This window comes from Lysinibacillus sp. BPa_S21 (genome assembly GCF_023337795.1).
GTDB lineage: Bacteria > Bacillota > Bacilli > Bacillales_A > Planococcaceae > Lysinibacillus.
Window position 1 is genome coordinate 97,501 of the sequence record NZ_JALIRS010000008.1, and the last position, 20,567, is coordinate 118,067.

General features: G+C 38.7%; 20 protein-coding genes and 1 riboswitch. Of the genes, 18 read left to right on the forward strand and 2 right to left on the reverse strand.

Going from position 1 to position 20,567, the window contains the following annotated elements:
- The first annotated feature begins 86 nt into the window (after positions 1-86).
- From MOK21_RS16250 to MOK21_RS16285, 8 genes are all read left to right on the forward strand, one after another.
- Complete coding sequence (locus MOK21_RS16250; RefSeq protein ID WP_249075037.1) at positions 87-530, forward strand: SACOL1771 family peroxiredoxin; 444 nt, start codon at positions 87-89, stop codon at positions 528-530.
- 155 nt (positions 531-685) lie between these two features.
- Complete coding sequence (locus MOK21_RS16255) at positions 686-1,321, forward strand: sugar transferase (RefSeq protein WP_283164741.1); 636 nt, start codon at positions 686-688, stop codon at positions 1,319-1,321.
- Positions 1,322-1,648: 327 nt separating this feature from the next.
- Complete coding sequence (locus tag MOK21_RS16260; RefSeq protein WP_249075038.1) at positions 1,649-1,981, forward strand: hypothetical protein; 333 nt, start codon at positions 1,649-1,651, stop codon at positions 1,979-1,981.
- Complete coding sequence (locus MOK21_RS16265; RefSeq protein ID WP_249075039.1) at positions 1,974-3,653, forward strand: GNAT family N-acetyltransferase; 1,680 nt, start codon at positions 1,974-1,976, stop codon at positions 3,651-3,653. Before MOK21_RS16260 ends, MOK21_RS16265 begins: the two co-directional genes overlap by 8 nt.
- Entirely contained in the window at positions 3,634-4,380 is a 747-nt protein-coding gene (locus tag MOK21_RS16270) for a hypothetical protein (RefSeq protein WP_249075040.1), read from the forward strand. The genes MOK21_RS16265 and MOK21_RS16270 overlap by 20 nt, the downstream gene beginning before the upstream one ends.
- The gene (locus MOK21_RS16275; RefSeq protein WP_249075041.1) at positions 4,368-5,393 is read left to right on the forward strand and encodes a polysaccharide deacetylase family protein; all 1,026 of its coding nucleotides are present in this window, start codon (positions 4,368-4,370) and stop codon (positions 5,391-5,393) included. Before MOK21_RS16270 ends, MOK21_RS16275 begins: the two co-directional genes overlap by 13 nt.
- A 534-nt stretch (positions 5,394-5,927) precedes the next feature.
- Complete coding sequence (locus MOK21_RS16280; RefSeq protein WP_249075042.1) at positions 5,928-6,920, forward strand: agmatinase family protein; 993 nt, start codon at positions 5,928-5,930, stop codon at positions 6,918-6,920.
- A gap of 274 nt (positions 6,921-7,194) precedes the next feature.
- The gene (locus MOK21_RS16285; RefSeq protein WP_249075043.1) at positions 7,195-8,082 is read left to right on the forward strand and encodes a 5'-3' exonuclease; all 888 of its coding nucleotides are present in this window, start codon (positions 7,195-7,197) and stop codon (positions 8,080-8,082) included.
- Positions 8,083-8,350: 268 nt separating this feature from the next.
- On the opposite strand, the gene MOK21_RS16290 is transcribed toward MOK21_RS16285, so the two are convergent.
- Both MOK21_RS16290 and MOK21_RS16295 read right to left on the reverse strand, forming a co-directional pair.
- Positions 8,351-8,854: a C39 family peptidase gene (locus MOK21_RS16290; RefSeq protein ID WP_249075044.1), complete on the reverse strand. Its 504-nt coding sequence runs from the start codon at positions 8,852-8,854 to the stop codon at positions 8,351-8,353.
- A 162-nt stretch (positions 8,855-9,016) separates the two neighbouring features.
- On the reverse strand, positions 9,017-9,370 hold the full coding sequence (locus MOK21_RS16295; protein WP_349294154.1) for a thioredoxin family protein: 354 nt from the start codon (positions 9,368-9,370) through the stop codon (positions 9,017-9,019).
- 355 nt (positions 9,371-9,725) lie between these two features.
- Between MOK21_RS16295 and MOK21_RS16300 the strand changes: the two genes are divergently transcribed.
- The 10 genes from MOK21_RS16300 to MOK21_RS16345 all read left to right on the forward strand — a co-directional run bounded on the left by MOK21_RS16300 (position 9,726) and on the right by MOK21_RS16345 (position 20,485).
- The gene (locus MOK21_RS16300) at positions 9,726-12,110 is read left to right on the forward strand and encodes a 3-hydroxyacyl-CoA dehydrogenase/enoyl-CoA hydratase family protein (RefSeq protein WP_249075046.1); all 2,385 of its coding nucleotides are present in this window, start codon (positions 9,726-9,728) and stop codon (positions 12,108-12,110) included.
- A 50-nt stretch (positions 12,111-12,160) separates the two neighbouring features.
- Complete coding sequence (locus MOK21_RS16305; protein ID WP_249075047.1) at positions 12,161-13,333, forward strand: acetyl-CoA C-acetyltransferase; 1,173 nt, start codon at positions 12,161-12,163, stop codon at positions 13,331-13,333.
- Between the two features lie 122 nt (positions 13,334-13,455).
- A complete protein-coding gene (locus MOK21_RS16310) occupies positions 13,456-15,240 on the forward strand; it encodes an acyl-CoA dehydrogenase family protein (RefSeq protein WP_249075048.1) in 1,785 nt (594 codons plus the stop codon).
- A gap of 611 nt (positions 15,241-15,851) precedes the next feature.
- A complete protein-coding gene (locus MOK21_RS16315) occupies positions 15,852-16,208 on the forward strand; it encodes an arsenate reductase family protein (protein WP_249075049.1) in 357 nt (118 codons plus the stop codon).
- 139 nt (positions 16,209-16,347) lie between these two features.
- Positions 16,348-16,728 (forward strand): glycine cleavage system protein GcvH, encoded by a 381-nt coding sequence (gene gcvH, locus MOK21_RS16320; protein WP_100544522.1) that lies wholly within the window; start codon positions 16,348-16,350, stop codon positions 16,726-16,728.
- Positions 16,729-16,912: 184 nt separating this feature from the next.
- Positions 16,913-17,254, forward strand: coding sequence for a toprim domain-containing protein (locus tag MOK21_RS16325; protein ID WP_249075050.1), 342 nt, complete (start codon positions 16,913-16,915; stop codon positions 17,252-17,254).
- Positions 17,255-17,270: 16 nt separating this feature from the next.
- Positions 17,271-17,573, forward strand: a complete 303-nt coding sequence (locus MOK21_RS16330; protein ID WP_249075051.1) for a thioredoxin family protein — start codon at positions 17,271-17,273, stop codon at positions 17,571-17,573.
- A gap of 64 nt (positions 17,574-17,637) precedes the next feature.
- Positions 17,638-17,742, forward strand: a riboswitch (SAM riboswitch).
- Positions 17,743-17,877: 135 nt separating this feature from the next.
- Complete coding sequence (locus MOK21_RS16335) at positions 17,878-18,906, forward strand: methionine ABC transporter ATP-binding protein (protein WP_249075052.1); 1,029 nt, start codon at positions 17,878-17,880, stop codon at positions 18,904-18,906.
- On the forward strand, positions 18,896-19,564 hold the full coding sequence (locus tag MOK21_RS16340; RefSeq protein ID WP_249075053.1) for a methionine ABC transporter permease: 669 nt from the start codon (positions 18,896-18,898) through the stop codon (positions 19,562-19,564). Before MOK21_RS16335 ends, MOK21_RS16340 begins: the two co-directional genes overlap by 11 nt.
- A gap of 63 nt (positions 19,565-19,627) precedes the next feature.
- Positions 19,628-20,485 (forward strand): MetQ/NlpA family ABC transporter substrate-binding protein, encoded by an 858-nt coding sequence (locus MOK21_RS16345; protein ID WP_249075054.1) that lies wholly within the window; start codon positions 19,628-19,630, stop codon positions 20,483-20,485.
- Positions 20,486-20,567 lie beyond the last annotated feature (82 nt).

Here is a 20,567-nt window from a genome sequence, read left to right on the forward strand (position 1 = left end):
TAGGTAGGTACTAGAATTGGTCGGGTAATCAAGAAAAGTGATCAGGTAGAGCGCAGAATTGCATATAATGAAAAGGAGGATTTCATATGGTTCAACATCTATTTAATATGAATTTACAATGGTCGGAGGGGAGAAATGGGACGGGCACTATTGCTGCAGACAATCTACATACGAAAATTTCTATTCCGAAAGAAATGAATGGACCAGGGATTGGGACGAATCCTGATGAAATGTTGCTTGGAGCGGCAGCAACGTGCTATTTAATTACACTGGCTGCGTTACTTGAAAATTCAAAGATTACTGTGTTGGATTTGTCTATGCAAGCTGAAGGTTTTGTGGATGTCACGAACGGTGTTTTTACGTATGAGAAAATCATACATAAGCCAAGGATTGTTGTACAAAATGCAACTGAGCAAGAACAAAAGAGAATTCATCGATTAGCAGAGAAAGCAGAGCAAACATGTATGATTAGTAAGGCGTTAAAAGGAAATGTTGAAATTACATGCGAGGCACAGATTATACAAGGGTGAATATACATGAATGAATGTTAGGGGTTATTCAAAAATAATTTTGAAATAACTCCTTTTTTCATTTTATTATCAAATTGCTTGTTCAAAAGTAGTTCTATAAATATCCAAAATGAATATATAAAGTTAAGTGCTAAAAAAATGCAAAGGATGATGAATTGCACGGGCAGTCAGCTCAGGCTATTAATTTTTATAGTCAGTACGGAAAGCGAATTTTTGATATTGCGGGGGCACTCCTATTACTTTTCATAACCATTCCTCTCATGTTAGTAGTATTCCTCATTCTACTTGTGAAAACAGGCCGCCCTGTTTTTTTTAAACAAATCCGTACCGGACAGAATCATCAGCGCTTTGTTATTTGGAAGCTGCGGACAATGACCATTCAGGCAATTCCAGTCAAAATGCCTACTATGTGTGCGGACGGAATCCCGGATGATTATTTTTTTAAAACTGAACAGGATGCGCGAATCACGAAGGTTGGGGCAATTCTTCGGAAGTTAAGTATTGATGAAATTCCACAGCTCATTAATGTTTTAAAAGGAGATATGAGTATGGTTGGACCACGACCAGAAGTTCCGACCATCACAAATGCCTATAACCCGATACAGGCACGACGTTTAGAAGTAAAGCCAGGTATAACAGGGCTTGCTCAAATTAACGGCCGCTCTACTATTTCTCACGGACAAAAAATTTTATATGACCTAGAATACGTTGATCATCATTCTTTTTGGATGGATTTTAAAATTATCATCAAAACACTTTACGTAGTTTTAGCGAGAACAGGTGCTTATTAAAAATGAAGGAGTGTTTACTTCTGAAGATCGTTCAACTTATTTTACGTATGGATAAGATTGGAAAAGCTCAAAAGCAGCGATCAAGCTAAAAAAGGATTTACAAACCTTTTTGCAAGAAAGAGCAATATTTAAAAAATACAGCTAGATATTATTGCGGCACATTCATCGCAGGCGGGCGCCAATGGTCGTGTAGTCGGTAGGCTTTTGCGCATAAAAAAGGTGATGTATGTTCAACAGCGAAAATTATTACGGTATCTGAAAAAATTGCTCCGGCTCATAAAATGCTGACGATTCATAATGAAATCGACTAAGAAGCGAGAAGCACCTATGAAAAAGAATGAGGAGCATCCATTAATCGTCATGGTTGCTCGTTTTGAAGTGCCAAAAAGACAGGATTTATTGCTCGAGACATTAGCAGAGTTTTTTTATACCCCTTGGCGTCTCCAATTCATAGATGACGGCTCGCTCCGTCCTAGATTAGAAAAATTCATTACCGACAAAGGCTTAATGGAGCGTGTCTCATTTTTAGTCAATCAATTAGATGTCACATCTTTACAAGGGTACCTAGTGAACGTCGCTTTTTACGTTTCTACCAATGTTTCGGAAAATGCTATTTGTCTCGAACAAGCTGTATTAAAGTCGGCTAAGAAAGGTGATTAGTTTGCAATTAATTCGCATTCGAACTGATGTTGAGCTTATGTGGTACAAGGATATTTGGGATGAAATTTTAGCAACGGAGGACAATGATAATCCATTTATAGAATTTGCTTGGTTTTATAACTGGTGGCAAATTGTTGGGCGAAGAGAGCGTGTTGAGCTCTATGCCGTTGAAGAAAATGGTGCGATCATTGCCTTTTTCCCCTTCTTAGTTCGACTTCGATGGGGAGTGCGGATTTATGCTTTTGTTGGTGAAAATATGGCGAATTATTCAGGTATCGTAGCGAAAAAAGAATGGCTGTTGCCCGCTACGTCCTTTGTATTTGATCAGCTCATTGAAAAGTATAAACATCTACTATTCTCATTTCATGGATTATTGGAAAGTAAAGACTCTACAAAGGTACTGGAACAATATTTTATTGAAAGGCAATTACGCCCTCGTATTTTTCGTGTGGTGACGCCGTATCTTGCTTTTCACGAAGTAGATTTTTCTAATTATTTAAATCAACGTAGAAAAATGCATGGTATGGATAGAAGAGAACAGAAGCTACGTAGATTAGGATCATTAAAGAGAAAAATCCCTTCGCGAAACGAGCTTTGGCAAATGTTTCGATTATTTGATCGACGATGGGCAAAAAAAATAGCAAGTGATTTTACAAAAGGGAAGAAAAAGGATTTTTTCGAACGGTTAGCGTTTCTAAAAGGGGAGGCATTACAAGTCGAGGTAGACGCACTTGTGTTTGAAGACCAGTGGATTGCCTTCACCTACGGAATTTGCTGTCGTGGACGGTATGTAACTTACGCACTAGCACATGAGCCGACATTTAATCTATTTGAGCCTGGTAGATTAGTGAATCAGGAAACGATTAAGCGAACCCATTCTGAAAACTATCACTTGTTTGATATGAGTATTGGCTACGAGCCGTATAAATTCGATTGGCGCTCAAATATTGATTTTACAAGGCGTATGCTTGTAAGCAATGGGACGAAACGAGCAAAGCTATTAGCGTACAGTTTTACGCTAAAGGAACGACTCAAGGAATTTTTAAAAGGCAATCATCGTGTCATGGAATGGAAACTCAATAGGCTTGGTCAATTACGTTACTTAGTAAAGTATGGGAAAGTAAAAGATTGGCTAGAATATGGACAACTGTTCGTAGAAAAATTTATTCGTTTTAAGCAAGTGGATTTGTATGAATTATCCCCATCAGATAGTGTTGTACCGCATAGACCTGTAGGCGTTTTGTTTGAGGAGTTGTCGATACAGGAGGCGATGCAACTCGATGATGAAGAAATTATTTCTCTATTTTACAAGGGATACACCATTTATAAAGATTCTTTTGCAGACACGAATAAGCCTGCGTTTGCGTTGCATGCAATGAACTGGCGTGTAGATGCATTGCAAATTGTTGAAGCATTGCCAAAGCAGACATATTTTTTAACCTATGATGTTTATAAAAATATCGATATTATCACAGCCTTTTTTCAAAAAATGAAACCTGCACAAACACTATGGGTTACTGCAAGTTTGTGGCAATGGCGAAAGCGTAAACAATTATTGCGGCTAGGCTATAAACGTATTTCTCGAATGAAGCATTTTAAATGTGCTCGCTATGAGCGAAATCATGCAGAAAAATACACAGAGAGTGGGGGCGATGTTCATTCTGTCCATTAAAAGTAAGCGATGGAATATCGCAATGCAGCATTTTTATTTTGTAGAAAAGCCAGCCAATGTAAGAAAATCAATGAAGGTTATTGGCTATACTAATTCACTTGTACCGAGTCGTAAGCTTGTGAAAAGTGAGACGGTTCATATTCACCTTACTGATAGTGAGTCATCCATGTATCTTGCTCTTTCAGAAAGTAATCGAAAAATTCTTCGCCGTGCAGAAAAAGAGTCCTATCAAGTTTTTATTTATAAAGAGCCATCGGATGGAAATTTACGAGCCTTTCAACAGTTTTATAATAACTTCGCCAAAAGGAAAAAACTCGAGCTAATTAGTAAGTCTCAAATGGAAGCTATTACGCTCTTAAAAAATAAAGGGGCGCTATGGTTGTCTGAAATTCGAAGTATTTGTGGACAAACATTGTGCTATAGACTCGATATTGTGTACGCTAAAAAAGCGATGTCCTATTATGTAGCGACTTGTCATCCACAATCGATGCCAGATCATTTAAAAAGACCAATTCGTTATGCAAATCGGTTCTTACTTTGGCATAATATATTGCATTTAAAGGAGCAAGACTTTGTTTTATATGATATGGGAAAGCTGACAGATGATCAAAATGTTCGTGCATTTAAGCTAGGCTTCGGTGGACAAGTCGTCGATGTATACTCTGGCTACATTACCCAATCCAAAATACGTGCACTGTTACTGGGCGTGCAAAAATGGAGGAAGTAGTAATTGAAGTAAATCGTGGAGGTCTTGTCATATCATTGGATTTTGAGCTAAATTGGGGTGTCCACGATGTTTGTAAGTACGGACAATATAATAAAAATTTATATGGCGTTCGTGAAGCATTGCCTAAAATACTCGAGTTGTTTGAACAGTATGGCATTCATGCGACTTGGGCAACAGTGGGACTATTGTTTGCAGAGACAAAAGCTGAAATGGCTCATTACTTAAGAGGTATTCCCGTAAAATATAAAAACATGCGCTATGCAGCACATACACAACTTGCAAAAGTAGGAGAAAATGAGCAAGAGGATCTTTTACATTTCGGCAAATCCTTAATTGAGAAGATTAAACGTACGCCACATCAAGAAATAGCAAGTCATACATTTTCACATTTTTATTGTTTAGAAAATGGACAAACTGAAGCAGATTTTCGGGCAGATCTACATGCTACTGCCATGATTTGCGAAGAAAATATCGGCCTGATGAAATCGATTGTATTTCCGCGTAATCAAGTGAATGAAGCCTATTTCCCAGCCTGCCAGGAAGTGGGGTTTGTATGCTATCGAGGAAATGAAAATCATCCGCTATACAATCCACAAAAATTTACGAAAAAAAGGCGACTATTAGGTGCGAAAAAATGGCTGGATAGCTATGTTAATGTAACAGGAAATCATCTAGTAACGCTAGAAGAAATGCTGCAGGATTCCTTTATTAACATTCGTTCAAGTGCATTTTTAAGACCTTATTGTAGCCCTTTACGATTTTTGGAAGACTTAAAGATCAAGCGTATTAAAGAAGGTATGCATGCTGCCGCAATGTCTAAGGCTTTTTATCATTTATGGTGGCATCCTCATAATTTTGGCAAGAACATTGAAAAAAATTTAGCGATGCTTGAGGAGATTTTACAGTATTATCGAGAATTGCATAATCGATATAGCTTTCAAAGCTATACGATGCAAGAGGTCGCAGAGCTTTGCCAAACTGTATCCCGCAAAAGCGCAATAGGTGAAGACTAATGATCAGCAGGGTGAAAAACCTGAAAAAGTAGCAAACTGGAAAAATGGCCTAGTTTGCTACTTTTTGTGATTAAAGGGGTAAATGGAGTATGTAGATTTTTTAAGAAAGTAAGAGGGAAAATACCGAGCTTTGACGAAATTATATGTACTAATGGTACTATGGATGTTGAAAGTAATTATTTAGGTATATTTGTGGGGACAGCAAAGTGGCATAGGGCAATTGACTTCAATTTGGCTCATCACCAAAATCGGAGATAACAATTTGTTAAAACATTGTCACGCATGGAAGTTGATTGGAGTGGAGGCTGGGCGACACCTTGGGGATTAGCGTTACAGATGGGACCCTGGAGCGAGCAAAGCGAGTGAAGCGGCTCATCGAACGCCCCCAGGAAGCTTTGCTCTGTGCGAAAGCGAAGCGTCAGCGATTGTTTTATCTGTGCGAAAGCGTAGCGACAGCAACAACAAAGCGCCCAGCCGGAACGGAAATCAACCCAACGCTAAGTTATAGAAAATAGCATGAAGGTGGTCGTTAAGATGTTTATTCAACCAGAATGGCAGTATAAGCAAGAAAATGGTTCAGCAATGCATCAATGGATTAAGCAAAAGGAAAATCCGATTCCAAGTGATGTAGATATTATTTTATACGGTGCTTTATTATCGTACGCTAGTAAATCCTCTCAAAAAGCATTGTATCCAACAGCATTTCGAAAGGCTTGGCCAAGCTTTCAATCTTATAATTTAGATGAGCAAGTAGATTTGCGCTCATTGGCAGTTGTTGATGTAGGCGATGTGGCCATCCACGAGACTGATAGAATGCTTTCAGAGTCAGCTATCGAAGCTGCGGCAGAAAGCTTAAGCACTGCCTATGCTAAAAGTTTCACGTGTCTTATTGGTGGAGATCATGCGATTACAGCGTGCTCTCTTAGAGGAATAAAGAATGCTTTTCCAAAGGATCGCATAGGGATTATTCAAATTGACACGCATTTGGATGCCCGGAATCAGGAGGAAATTGGCTTAGCTATGGATTCTCCAATACAGAAGCTCATTGCAGCAGGCGTTGTAGAGGGCAAACATGTTTATAATGTCGGGTTACACGGCTTTTTTAATTCACCTGAAATGATTCACTACGCGAAAGAACAAGGAATACATATGATTACGTTAAAGCAAATGCGCCGTGACGGCATACAATTAACGATTCGCGAAATGCTTCGTCAGCTTATGTATGAGGTGGATCGTATTTATGTCTCTGTAGATTTGGATGCACTCGATATTACATTCGCCCCAGATGTACCTGCAGCAACACCAGGTGGTTTAACGGCCTATGAATTATTCGATATCCTAAAGCTCATTGGAGAAAATGAAGGAGTCCGCCATATTGACTTTGTCTATGCAGATCCAAAAGAGGGGGAACTACGCTCAGAAACAGTAAAGATGGGTGTGACAGCATTTTTACAATGGTTAACAGGTATTCGACTGGATTCCCGTAATCGTATTCAAAAAAATAATTCCAAGATTTTAAGTAAATAAACTAGTAAAAGTAGATTTCCTATGTAGTGGAGTTACCTCTACATTATTGTATTAAAAAGCTATCGTTTTGAAGATTGACCAAGACGATAGCTTCTTTTATTTTAAAAACTCTTAATTATAAAAAGATAAATTTCCTACCCGTTATTTATGTTTACTGCATAAAATTAACATCATTCTTTATTTAGTGATGTTCCCTGGTAGTTTGCTATAATAGAACAATGCTTAATAATGAATTACTACAATCATTGTATTGTTATAGAGAGGACTATTTATCATGACAACAAAACCAAAACTATTAATTGTTGACGGTATGGCGCTATTATTCCGTTCATTTTTTGCGTCGGCTGCAATGGGGCATTATATTCGCCTTGCAGATGGTACACCTTCTAATGGCGCCCAAGGATTTGTGCGTCATGTATTAACGGCACAGTCTATTATGAAGCCGACACACCTAGCTGTTTGTTGGGATATGGGTGCACACACATTCCGTAATGAATTATTTGATGGCTATAAGGCTAATCGTCCATCACCACCAGAGGAAATGCTACCGCAATTTGATATGGCGAAAAATTTATCGCAACAAATCGGCTGGCAAAACTTCGGTGTTAAAGGAATGGAGGCAGATGATTTAATTGGCTCAATGATTACAAAATTTCAGGATGAGGCTGACATTACGGTAATTAGTGGAGACAAGGATTTACTGCAGCTTTTAAGACCATCAACAGAAATTGCTTTTACGAAAAAAGGCTATACAGAGTACGACGTTTATACGCATTCACGCTTCCAAGAAGAGTATGGGATTGAACCTATTCAATTTGCACAGGTCAAGGCCTTTATGGGGGATACGAGTGACGGTTACCCAGGCGTTAAGGGAATTGGACCAAAGCAGGCACTGACGTTAATTCAAACGTATGGCTCTATCGAAAATGTTCTTAAGTCCATAGACGAATTAAAGCCTGGTCAACGCACGAAAATTCAAGAGAATCTAGAGATGCTAAAACTGTCACACGAACTTGCAACCATTCAAACAGACGTACCAATCGAGGCAGATTTGGCAACTTTAGAGTTACCTAATTACGAGCCTCAAATGTTCAAAGAAATAGAACAACGCGGCTACACATTAATCGCCAAGCAAGCACGCTCACTGTATTCACTTATTTAATAACATACATCATGGTTATCAACGCAGAGTATAGAAATATGCTCTGCTTTTTTTATGGCTCATCACCAAATATTGAGACTGACATTTGGTGAAACATATAACCATGTGCATAGGTTGAAGTGGGGGGGATAGATAATACGCTGGAAGAAACGTATAGAACAATGGATGTTTTTGCACAAGTTCTAAAAGAAATTCTTGAGAAGAATAAATAAGCCTTGCATAATAAATGAAAAAAGAGCGTGTCTAAACATCGCAGGCACGCTGTCACTTAGTTCGGTGTAATTTTTACAAAGCTCAATACTTTTTCATTATCTTTAAATGGAGCCATTCGAATTTTACTCTCACGATCAGGACCGCCATTATCATGGAATATTAACCATAGCTCATCATTGCGTATTTCATAGCCAATAAGAGGAACCCAATGATAGGCGAAAGCAGATTTTTTATCGCACCAATTTAAGCTAAAATAGCGGTCAAAGCGTATGGCGACAGGGCGACCTTCATCGATTTCCTGCATGGCTTCCTTTAACGTACAATCACGAATATCCCATGTTGGACGGAGCCGGCGAAGATTACGAATTAAACGCCATTTAAATAACCCGATTTTTGTGCCACCCAGAAGTTTATAAAGCTCATTTACCGAAGGGGCTTGATTTTCTAAATAGTGTAAGATGACGTGTACAGTTGTAGGACCACAGGCAGAATTATGATAGTTTGATGCAATGGATGCATCATATTGAGACTTTCCGAGTAGCGACAATTGCTGGCGCATCTTAATCTCCTTTCTAAAAAGAGCCGCATTTCAAAAAGAAATGCAGCTCATTTTTCCATTATTGTTGTGCAGATAAGAATTCTGTAACTTGCGGCTGGTGCTTCGCTTTCGCCACAGACTAGTAGCTCTTCTACATTATTATAACGTTTTTAGCCCAGTTAATTATTGTTGTGCAGATAAGAATTCTGTTACTTGCTGAGGTGTTTTAGCGTTAGCACTATGTAAGTGTGCTAATTTTTCGCCGTTTTGGAAAATTAATAGGCTTGGAATACCCATTACGTCATATTTGTCCGCGATTTCTGGAAGTTCATCACGGTTAAGTTCATACCAGTCAAATTGGTTGTACTCTTCGATAATTGGATCGATGAACATATTCATACGTGTGCAATCTGGGCACCATCCAGCGTAAAATTTCACTAGAACTTTTTGATCACCTGAGATCAGTTCATTAAATTGTTCAATAGTTGTAATTGTTTTCATTAGTATTTCACTCTCCTTGCTTTCCATTCTACACATTTTTTCCGCAACCTGAAAGTTTTCTGTTTGGCATAATCGATATCTACTTATTGTTCTGTTTTCGCTCGTAAAAAACAAAAAAAGTTGTATATTGCAAAAATAATTGGAGAAAAATGATTGCTAAATTAAACAAAATAATCTAAACTAAAAACAGAAAAAGTAGTTTTATCTTTATTCAGCAGAAGATATTTACCGCTAAATCAGAATGGTAGCTGAACGAAGATAAGCCTCAGTTGTATGTCACAGATTACGCCTGAAATAATCTGGACAAAAATACACTAAGGCAAACTTGATATTTTTTTGATCAAAAAATGAATGGCTATTCATTCAATGGGAGAATAAGGGGGAATTGCTAGTGACTTACAACATTAAAAAAGCAGCTGTTCTAGGTTCTGGGGTAATGGGCTCTGGAATTGCAGCACATTTAGCAAACATCGGTATTCCAACACTATTATTAGACATTGCGCCGAAGGAACTAACAAAAGAGGAAGAAGCGAAAGGTCTTTCCTTAGAGCATCCTGCAGTAAGAAATCGAATCGTTAACGGATCTCTTCAAAAGTTATTAAAGCAAAAGCCAGCACCACTTACTTCTAAGAAAAATTTATCACTACTAACGGTTGGGAATTTTGAAGACGATTTAGAGAAATTAAAAGATGTAGATTGGATTATTGAAGTAGTCGTTGAAAATTTAGCAATTAAACAAAGCCTATATGAAAAAGTTGATGCTGTACGTAAGCCTGGCACAATTATTAGTTCAAATACATCTGGCATAAGTATTGATGCAATGGCAGAAGGGCGCTCTGAAGATTTTAAAAAGCATTTCCTAGGAACTCACTTCTTCAATCCGCCACGCTATTTAAAATTACTCGAAGTCATTCCGGCAAACACAACAGCGCCAGAGGTTGTTAACTTTATGAAAACATTTGGCGAAGATGTGCTTGGGAAAGGTGTCGTACTTGCTAAGGATACACCGAACTTCATTGCCAACCGTATCGGAACGTACGGTTTACTAATTACTTTACAAGAAATGATGAAGGGTAGCTATTCAGTTGGTGAAGTGGATTCTGTAACAGGCCCATTAATTGGTCGTCCCAAATCTGCAACATTCCGAACGTTGGATGTTGTTGGTTTAGATACATTTATCCATGTAGCGAAAAACGTCTATGATCAAACAACTGGTGAAGAGCAGCAAATATTCGCAGTACCTCAATTCTTACAAAAAATGGTCGAAAACGGCTGGCTAGGAGCAAAATCAGGTCAAGGGTTCTTCTTAAAGCAAGGTAAAGAGATCCTTGAAATTGATCCAAACACACTAGAATATAGCCCAGCCAAAAAATTAAAAACACCTTCTATCGAGATGGCAAAACAAACGCGTGGATTGGCCAATAAAGTGAAGGCATTAACGTATGCTAAGGATCGAACTGGAGAGCTATTATGGGGTATCTTCGCTCCAACGCTAATTTACTCTGCGCAGCTACATGGTGAAATTGCTGATGATCTTGTTGCTATTGACAATGCCATGAAATGGGGCTTCGGCTGGCAGCAAGGTCCATTTGAAATATGGGATGCAATTGGCGTGAAAGAGTCGGTAGCAAAAATGGAAGCTGAGGGTCGTGAAGTGCCTGCATTCGTCAAAGATATGTTAGCAAGCGGCTTTGACACTTTCTATTCAGAAATTGACGGTGACCTAGCGTATTATAATGGCTCTGAATACGTAAAAGTACCAGTTAATGAAAAAGAAATTAACTTAAAACGCTATAAGAAAAAACATGGCGTTATTAAATCAAATACAGGTGCTAGCTTAATAGATTTAGGTGATGGAATAGCATTACTTGAATTCCATTCCCAATCGAATGCAATTGGCTTAGATATTATTCAAATGATTAACTTTGCAATCGATGAAGTAGAAGCTAACTTTAAAGGCTTAGTCATCGGTAACCAAGGGAAAAACTTCTGTGTTGGTGCGAATCTAGGAATGATTTTAGTAGAAGCACAGGATGATAATATTTTTGAGCTAGATTTCGTTATTAAAGCATTCCAAGATGCGATGCAAAAGATTAAGTATTCCCGCAAGCCTGTTGTGGCAGCGCCTTTTGCGATGACACTTGGGGGCGGAGCAGAGGTTTGCTTACCAGCTGCACATATCCAAGCAACAATGGAAACGTATATGGGCTTAGTAGAAGTCGGTGTAGGCTTAATTCCTGGCGGTGGCGGTAATAAAGCACTTTACCAAAAATTCCTTAAAGGGTTACCAAATGGCGTTGAAGTAGACTATCAACATATTGCTAATAAAGTATTTGAAACAATTGCGATGGCACAAGTTTCGACATCTGGTGAAGAAGCACGCGATAATAACTTCTTAAACTTTGCTGATGGGATTTCTGTTAATGCAGATCACCAACTACATGATGCAAAACAAGCTGCACTAGCGCTTTATGAGGCAGGCTATCAACCACCTGTACCTGCAAAAGTTCCTGTAGTCGGTGCATCAGGCTACGGCACGCTACTAATCGGTGCGCAAGGAATGTATGAATCAGGCTATATTAGCGAACACGATTTAAAGATTGCTAAAAAATTAGCGTATGTCATTGCTGGTGGTAAAGTTCCTTATGGCACATTAGTAGATGAACAGTACTTATTAAACCTTGAGCGTGAGGCGTTCCTAAGCTTAGTTGCTGATCCGTTATCTCAACAAAGAATGCAGCACATGCTTTTAAAAGGAAAACCATTGCGCAACTAATTTCAAGACTGTAACCATACTTGCACATGAAACAAAGGGGGATTAATACGATGCGTGAAGCCGTTATTGTAGCAGGAGCACGAACTCCAATTGGAAAAGCGAAGAAGGGTTCTTTAGCAACGGTTAGACCGGATGATTTTGGAGCGGTTGTTGTCAAAGAAACATTAAAAAGAGCGGGCTATGAAGGCCCGATTGACGATTTAATTTTAGGATGCGCAATGCCTGAAGCTGAGCAGGGCATGAACGTAGCACGTAATATAGGAGCGCTTGCCGGGTTACCAGATACAACACCAGCGCTGACAATTAATAGATTTTGTTCATCAGGTTTACAGGCAATTGCTTTTGCAGCAGAGCGTATCATGCTAGGTCATTCTAAGGCAATTCTAGCTGGTGGAGTCGAGTCTATGAGTATGGTACCTATGGTAGGTAATACACCTCGCTTAAATCCAGCTTTAGCAGAAACTGCTCCGCAATATTATATGGGAATGGGGCATACAGCTGAGGAAGTGGCACGTCAATACAATGTAAGTAGAGAAGATCAGGATGCATTTGCTGTTCGTTCTCATGAGCTTGCAGAAAAAGCGATTAAAGAAGGTAAATTCAATGATGAAATCGTACCAATCGAAGTGGAGCAGCATTATGTAGATGACAACAATAAGCCACAGGTGAAAAAATTCACTTTTAGCATGGATGAAGGTGTACGTCCAGGTACATCTGTAGAAGGTTTAGCGAAGCTTCGCCCAGCCTTCCATGTAAAAGGTAGTGTTACAGCTGGTAATGCTTCTCAAACTTCGGACGGTGCGGCAGCAGTACTTGTGATGGACCGCGAGGAAGCAGAGAAGCAAGGGCTTACGCCAATGGCGAAGTTTTTAGGCTTTGCAGTTGGCGGTGTACCTCCTGAGGTAATGGGTATTGGCCCAACCGTGGCAGTACCTAAAGCTCTTGAAATTGCTGGGTTATCAATTGATGACATTGATTTATGGGAAATTAACGAAGCATTTGCATCTCAAGCCTTACAGGTCGTACGTCATTTAGGCATCGACCAAAACAAAGTAAACGTCAACGGTGGAGCAATTGCCGTAGGTCACCCACTTGGCGCAACTGGAGCTATTTTAACGTTAAAGCTTATTCATGAATTGAAGCGTCAGGGTAAGAAATATGGTGTCGTGACTATGTGTATTGGCGGCGGTATGGGTGCTGCGGGAGTGTTTGAACTTCTATAATTTTTGCTAGATCAGCTTGGGGTGCAGCGTTTCCGGTTGCCTCCGAACACCGTGCTTCAAGCTTTTCTATATATTGGGGATAAAAACTATTAAAAATAGATATATATAGGGAGGAATTTAGAATGACAGAAAAAACAACGGATTTCATTAAAGGCGGCGGATTTATTATTGAAGATGTGGAATTAGATCGTGTATTTACACCAGAAGATTTCACAGATGAACATAAGATGATTGCTAAAACTACTGAAGAGTATGTAGCAAATGAAGTATTACCAGTCGTTGAAAATTTAGAAAACCATGAATTTGAGCATTCGGTTCGTCTATTAAAAAGCGCAGGTGATCTCGGCTTACTAAGCGCAGATGTACCTGAAGAATATGAGGGTCTAGGATTAGACAAAGTTTCTTCTGCATTAATCGCAGAAAAAATGTCAGTTGCTGGCGGCTTCTCTATTACGCACGGTGCGCACGTAGGTATTGGTTCTTTACCAATTGTACTTTTCGGAAATGAAGAGCAAAAGCAAAAGTATTTACCAAAGCTTGCGACAGGTGAATTAATTGCTGCCTACGCATTAACTGAGCCAGGTTCAGGTTCTGATGCATTAGGTGCTAAAACAACTGCAAAGTTAAACGATGCAGGAACACATTATATTTTAAATGGTGAAAAGCAATGGATTACAAATGCAGGCTTTGCAGATGTATTTGTTGTCTATGCAAAAATCGATGGTGATAAATTCACAGCATTTATCGTAGAACGTGCCTTCAATGGCGTTTCGGTCGGTGCAGAAGAGAAGAAAATGGGGATCAAATCTTCATCGACACGTACATTAATCCTTGAAGATGCAGAAGTACCTGTAGAAAACCTTTTAGGTGAAGTAGGTCGCGGACACGTAATTGCCTTCAATATTTTAAATATCGGTCGCTATAAATTAGGAGTTGGAACAATTGGTGGCTCGAAGCGTGCATTAGAGCTTGCCATTCAATATACAAACCAACGTCAGCAGTTCAAAACGAAGCTGTCTGATTTCAATCTAACAAAAGAAAAATTAGCAACAATGGCTTCGCAATTATATGCATCTGAGTCATTAAACTATCGTACAGTAGGTTTATTTGAGGACCGTTTAAGTCAGCTAAGCCCAGATGAGCAAAAGCAAGGGAAAGTGATTGCTGGTGCAATTGCTGAGTATGCTATTGAATGTTCTATTGCTAAAGTATTTGGTTCAGAGACTTTAGATTACATTGCAGATGAAGCGCTTCAATTACACGGTGGTTACGGCTTTATGGCTGAATACGAGGTAGAACGTATTTACCGTGACTCTCGTATTAATCGTATTTTCGAAGGTACAAATGAAATTAACCGCATGATTGTACCAGGTACATTTATGAAAAAGGCAATAAAAGGCGAATTACCATTACTACAAGTCGCTCAAAATTTACAACAAGAGCTTCTTATGTTAATGCCTGAGGATGTAGGCACAGAGCCGCTAGCACAGGAAAAATACCTAGTGAAAAATGCGAAGAAAATTGCTGTATTAGCAGCAGGTTTAGCGGCACAACGTTTCGGCGCGAAGCTTGATCAAGAGCAAGAGGTTTTAGTAAAAATTGCAAATATCGCAAACCAACTATTCGCGATGGAATCAGCTGTATTACGTACAGAAAAAGCAATTGCTCGTGACGGTGCTGAAAAGGCTCATCAAAAATTACTATACACTCAAATCTTCAGCCAAGAAGCATTTGCGGAAATTGAAAAAGAAGCAAAAGATACGATTCTTGCTTCAGCAGACGGCGACGCTGCACGCATGACATTGTCTGCGTTACGTAAATTAACTCGCAACAACCCATACAACTTAATCGCGAAGAAACGCGAAGCTTCTGTTAAATTAATTGAAGCAGAAAAATTTGTAGTTTAATAAAGCGAACTTAACCTAGCTATCCAAGGTGTGATAGCTAGGTTTTTTGTTGAAAAAATCTTCGCCAAAGTGAGGAGTTGATTTCCGTTCCGGCTGGGGCGCTTTGCCGCTGCCGTTTCGCTTTCGCGCAGATAAAACATTTGTAGCTGCCGCTTTGCTTTCGCGCGGATAAACACATGACATATGTTTCAAAGATGTCATCCAACTTTTGAGTTTGGAGCCACTTTCACGTTTTATCGACTAACTTTTGAATTTTATCTACTAACTTTTACGATTTATCGCCCAACTTTTGAATTTTATCGACTAACTTTCACGTTTTATCACCCAACTTCTGAATTTTATCGACATCTACCTGCCAAAGAGCAAAAAGGATTTATACAGTAATACATGTTTATTAGCTTGAAATCGGACCGCTCCAAAACGCCAACCGCTGATAAATGCCGAGCATCGCTGATAACATCATAAGTCGTGCCAGCATGGAACTCCAATCACCCCCACGCTTAGCACGAAGAGTTTCATTTTGGTTCATAACGATTAAGATGGTATACTACAGGAAATGAGGGAGACACTGAAAATGTAGTGTCCCAAAATGATAGTAGAGGAGCCTATAAATGACGATTCAACTTATTCAATATCCGAAATGTACTACATGTAAAAAAGCTCAAAAATGGCTGAATGACAATGGAGTTTCATATGAAGAGGTACATATTGTCGAGCAAACACCTTCAAAGGACGAATTAACAAGCTTATGGCAAGCAAGTGAACTACCTTTAAAGAAATTTTTTAATACTTCTGGTATGAAATATCGCGAGCTTGGCTTGAAGGATAAGCTTGCTGAAATGACTGAAGAGCAGCAGCTGGAACTGCTTGCTTCAGATGGTATGTTGATTAAACGTCCAATTGTAACCGATGGAAAAAAAGTTACTTTAGGGTTTAAAGAATCAGATTTTGAGCAAACTTGGAAATAACTGCTTTTACCTTCTATCAGCAAGGGCAAATTCGATTCCGGACGCAATTATACTGAGGCATAATTGATTCTTGTTTTTATGGTAGAAGTATGGCAAACTGAAAGTGAATATATTACATATTTATGGAGGGGTTTTTTGCATGAGCACACCTAAAGACTTACGATACTCTGAAGAGCATGAATGGGTAAAAGTAGAAGATGGTAAAGTACGTATCGGTATTTCTCACTTCGCACAAGCTGAACTAGGAGATATCGTTTTCGTTGAACTTCCACAAGTTGGCGACGAAATCAAAACTGATGATCCATTCGGTAGCGTAGAATCTGTAAAAACAGTTTCTGAATTATACGCACCAATCTCAGGTACAGTAGTTGAAGTAAATGCAGATTTAGAAGATAGCCCAGAATTCGTTAATGAATCACCATATGAAAAAGCATGGATGATCGTTGTAGAGCCTGCTGATGCATCAGAAGTTGAAAAGCTTATGACAGCTGAGCAATACGAAGAAATGATTGCAGAATAAGACAAGCCTGAAACAGAAAAACGTCGGAAACTACCGGCGTTTTTTATTATCTTCATTCATCCTACACAATAATTGGTGAGGAAATGCAAGTATATTCCCTTATCAATAGGTGTCTAACTGTATCAACGACAAAGTTTATTGATATAATGAGTTATAAGGGATATGTCTAAATGGGGGTGGCGTGATGTTCGAGGGGAAATGCGTAATTGTCGAAGGTCGTTCGGATAAGCTTCAAATTGAACCTATTTTAAATGAAGATGTAAAAATACTTTGCACGAATGGTACAATTGGTGTGCATCAATTAGAAGAACTCCTCGATCCATATGAGGGTTGTGAGCTTTATACATTTTTTGATGCAGATACATCGGGTGATAAGTTACGAGCATTAATGGACAGACATTATCCAGAGGCTGAACATTTACGTACGATGCCAACATATAAGGAAGTTGAGACAACTCCGAGGAAAGTGTTAGCGGCAATATTGCTTCGTGCACATTTCTCAATCCATAATGAATATATTTTATAAGGTTGCGTGAAAAAAGATGGAAGAATGGTCAAAAGAGCAGTGGGACGGGGTTATCCAGTCCGGTGAAAAGGCTGCCTTTTATTTATATACGCCAATGTGTGGAACGTGTGCAGTTGCATCGAAAATGATGACGGTTGTTGAGCAATTGCTGCCGCAGCTACAGGTCGGTAAAGCGAATATTAATTTTATAGAGCAAATAGCCTATGATCATAAAATTGAAAGTGTACCATGTTTACTCATATGTGAGGGCGGAAAAGTGACAGAAAAGGTTTATGCTTTTCAATCTGTACCATATTTATACGAATTGTTAAAAAACTAATTGACTGAATATTACTTGCGTGGTAAAGTAACAAATATATTAAAAAAACAATAAATATATCGAACTCTTATAAAGAGCGGCGGAGGGAAGTGCCCTATGAAGCCCGGCAACCATCACAAAGTGAAAAGGTGCCAAATCACACAAAGATTTTATCTTTGAAAGATGAGAGAACGGTTCAACGTATTAGTTACGTGACCCCTTCTACTTGTCTATAAGTGAAGGGGTTTTTTATTTCAAACATCCGCTGAAATATTGAACGCAATTATGCCGAGGCATATTTGATAAGAGAAAAGGAGAATTCGCTATGATCAATCTTCAAAATATTACGAAAAATTACAAAACCGCGAATGGCGAATTAACAGCAGTCAAAGATGTCAGCCTTACGATCAATCAAGGTGAAATTTTTGGCATCATCGGCTATAGTGGCGCTGGTAAGAGTACAATGATTCGCTTATTAAACGGTTTAGAAAAGCCTACATCTGGTACGGTGACGGTTAACAATCAAGAATTTTCATCCATAAAGGGGAAGAAGCTCCGGGATGCTAGACAAAAGGTCAGTATGATTTTCCAACATTTCAATTTACTTTGGTCTAGAACGGTTGCAGAAAACATCGCATTCCCGTTAGAAATCGCAGGCGTTCCAAAGGCAAAACGTGAGGCACGTGTGAAAGAATTGATTACACTCGTTGGCTTAGAAGGGCGCGAGAATGCCTATCCATCACAACTATCAGGGGGACAAAAGCAACGTGTAGGTATTGCTCGTGCGCTTGCTAATAATCCAGAGGTATTGCTTTGTGATGAGGCAACATCCGCACTCGATCCGGAGACAACCGATGCTATTCTTGATCTACTTGTCGATATTAACGAACGATTAGGTTTAACGATTGTGTTAATCACACATGAAATGCACGTTATTCGTAAAATTTGTCATCGTGTAGCGGTTATGGAAGCTGGAGAAATTGTAGAGCGTGGTGAGGTCTTACAGGTATTCCAAGCTCCACAAGCTGCTATTACGAAAAAATTCGTTTCACAAATTACAGATACAAAGGAAACACAGGAAACGGTGGCACAAATTAAAGCTAATTACCCTAGTGGACAACTTGTTAAGCTAATCTTTGTAGGAGAAAAAACAGAGCAGCCAGTCATTTCACATCTTGTGAAACAATTTGATGTAGAAGTAAGTATTGTGCATGGGAATATTTCACAAACCAAAAATGGCGCGTACGGTACACTTATTGTGCAAATAGATGGCTCAGAGGCGAATGTTGCTGCTGCACTTAGTTACTTAAATACAGACGAAGTACAAACGGAGGTGATTGCAAATGCTAACTAGTGTCTTTCCAAATGTCGACTGGGACAAAATGTGGCAAGCTACGTATGAAACTTTGTATATGACAACAATCGCTACGGTGATCACATTTATACTTGGATTAGTAATTGGAATCTTATTATTTTTATCAAGTCCGAATCAACTATGGGCCAATAAATTGGTGAACTTTTTAACAGGATCAATCGTTAACATTTTCCGCTCGATTCCATTTATTGTACTGATTATCTTATTAATTCCATTTACCAAATTTTTACTCGGTACAATTCGTGGTGCAAATGCAGCGTTACCAGCCCTAATTATTGGAGCTGCACCATTCTATGCGAGAATGGTATTAATTTCTTTACGCGAGATTGATAAGGGTGTTATTGAGGCGGCTCGTTCAATGGGTGCAAAAACGTCGACAATTATTTGGAAAGTATTAATTCCAGAATCTTTACCCGCGCTTATTTCAGGTATTACTGTAACGGCTGTGGCACTTGTTGGCTATACTGCGATGGCAGGTATTATTGGTGCAGGCGGTCTAGGAAACTTAGCATTCTTAGATGGGTTCCAACGTAATCGCGAGGATGTAACATTAATGGCGACTATATTAATCTTAATAGTAGTGTTTGTTATTCAATGGATTGGCGACTTCATTACAGTCAAAACAGATAAACGCTAAATCTGAGGTTATCTCGGTTTTATACCGTTAACATATTTTATATAAAAAAGGGAGAGTCATAAAATGAAGAAGTTATTAACAGGATTATTTTTATCAGTATTAGTACTAGCTTTAGCTGCTTGTGGTGCTGGTAAAAAAGAAGATACAAACTCAAACGCATCATCTGGTGATAAATCAGACAGTAAAGAAAATGTAACATTAACAATAGGTGCTTCTAATACACCACATGCAGTTATTCTGGAAAAAGCAAAGCCAATTTTAGCAAAAGAAGGTATCGATCTTAAAATTGAAACGTATCAAGACTATGTAACACCAAACCAACATTTAGAATCTGGCGAACTTGATGCAAACTACTTCCAACACGTACCATACTTAGAGCTTAGCATAAAAGAGAATGGTTATGACTTTGTCAATGCTGGTGCTATTCACATTGAACCAATCGGAATTTACTCTAAAAAATATAAATCTCTTGAGGAGCTACCAAAAGGTGCAACAATTTTACTTTCTAGCTCAGTTGCAGATCACGGTCGTATGCTTTCATTGTTAGAAGCTAAGGGCTTAATTAAATTAAAAGATGGTGTTAATAAAACAGCAGCAGAAATTAAAGATATCGTAGACAACCCTAAAAACTTCAAATTCGATGCAAATACCGCGCCTGAAATGCTTGTACAAATGTATGAAAATAATGAAGGTGATGCAGTTCTTATCAATTCAAATTACGCAATCGACAACGGACTAAATCCACTGAAAGATGCAATTTCTCTTGAAGATAAAGAATCTCCTTATGTAAATATTATCGCTGTACGTGCAGGAGATGAAACAAAAAAAGAAATTAAAAAATTAGTAGAAGTATTAAAATCTAAAGAAATCCAAGACTTCATCATTGAAGAATGGAAAGGCTCAGTTGTACCAGTTAAATAATACATCCGCTAAAAGACGTTAAAAGTTATCTAAAAGGGTATGTAAGTGAACAGCTTACATACCCTTTTAAATTTGCAAGTAT

Coding starts and splice junctions, on each gene's coding strand:
- MOK21_RS16340 (WP_249075053.1), top strand. CDS start 18,896: ATGCTAACTAGTGTCTTTCCAAATGTCGACTGGGACAAAATGTGGCAA.
- MOK21_RS16285 (WP_249075043.1), top strand. CDS start 7,195: ATGACAACAAAACCAAAACTATTAATTGTTGACGGTATGGCGCTATTA.
- MOK21_RS16250 (WP_249075037.1), top strand. CDS start 87: ATGGTTCAACATCTATTTAATATGAATTTACAATGGTCGGAGGGGAGA.
- MOK21_RS16275 (WP_249075041.1), top strand. CDS start 4,368: ATGGAGGAAGTAGTAATTGAAGTAAATCGTGGAGGTCTTGTCATATCA.
- MOK21_RS16315 (WP_249075049.1), top strand. CDS start 15,852: ATGACGATTCAACTTATTCAATATCCGAAATGTACTACATGTAAAAAA.
- MOK21_RS16310 (WP_249075048.1), top strand. CDS start 13,456: ATGACAGAAAAAACAACGGATTTCATTAAAGGCGGCGGATTTATTATT.
- MOK21_RS16280 (WP_249075042.1), top strand. CDS start 5,928: ATGTTTATTCAACCAGAATGGCAGTATAAGCAAGAAAATGGTTCAGCA.
- MOK21_RS16295 (WP_349294154.1), bottom strand. CDS start 9,370: ATGTGTAGAATGGAAAGCAAGGAGAGTGAAATACTAATGAAAACAATT.
- MOK21_RS16270 (WP_249075040.1), top strand. CDS start 3,634: ATGTTCATTCTGTCCATTAAAAGTAAGCGATGGAATATCGCAATGCAG.
- MOK21_RS16260 (WP_249075038.1), top strand. CDS start 1,649: ATGAAAAAGAATGAGGAGCATCCATTAATCGTCATGGTTGCTCGTTTT.
- MOK21_RS16305 (WP_249075047.1), top strand. CDS start 12,161: ATGCGTGAAGCCGTTATTGTAGCAGGAGCACGAACTCCAATTGGAAAA.
- MOK21_RS16325 (WP_249075050.1), top strand. CDS start 16,913: ATGTTCGAGGGGAAATGCGTAATTGTCGAAGGTCGTTCGGATAAGCTT.
- MOK21_RS16290 (WP_249075044.1), bottom strand. CDS start 8,854: ATGCGCCAGCAATTGTCGCTACTCGGAAAGTCTCAATATGATGCATCC.
- MOK21_RS16335 (WP_249075052.1), top strand. CDS start 17,878: ATGATCAATCTTCAAAATATTACGAAAAATTACAAAACCGCGAATGGC.
- gcvH (WP_100544522.1), top strand. CDS start 16,348: ATGAGCACACCTAAAGACTTACGATACTCTGAAGAGCATGAATGGGTA.
- MOK21_RS16345 (WP_249075054.1), top strand. CDS start 19,628: ATGAAGAAGTTATTAACAGGATTATTTTTATCAGTATTAGTACTAGCT.
- MOK21_RS16330 (WP_249075051.1), top strand. CDS start 17,271: ATGGAAGAATGGTCAAAAGAGCAGTGGGACGGGGTTATCCAGTCCGGT.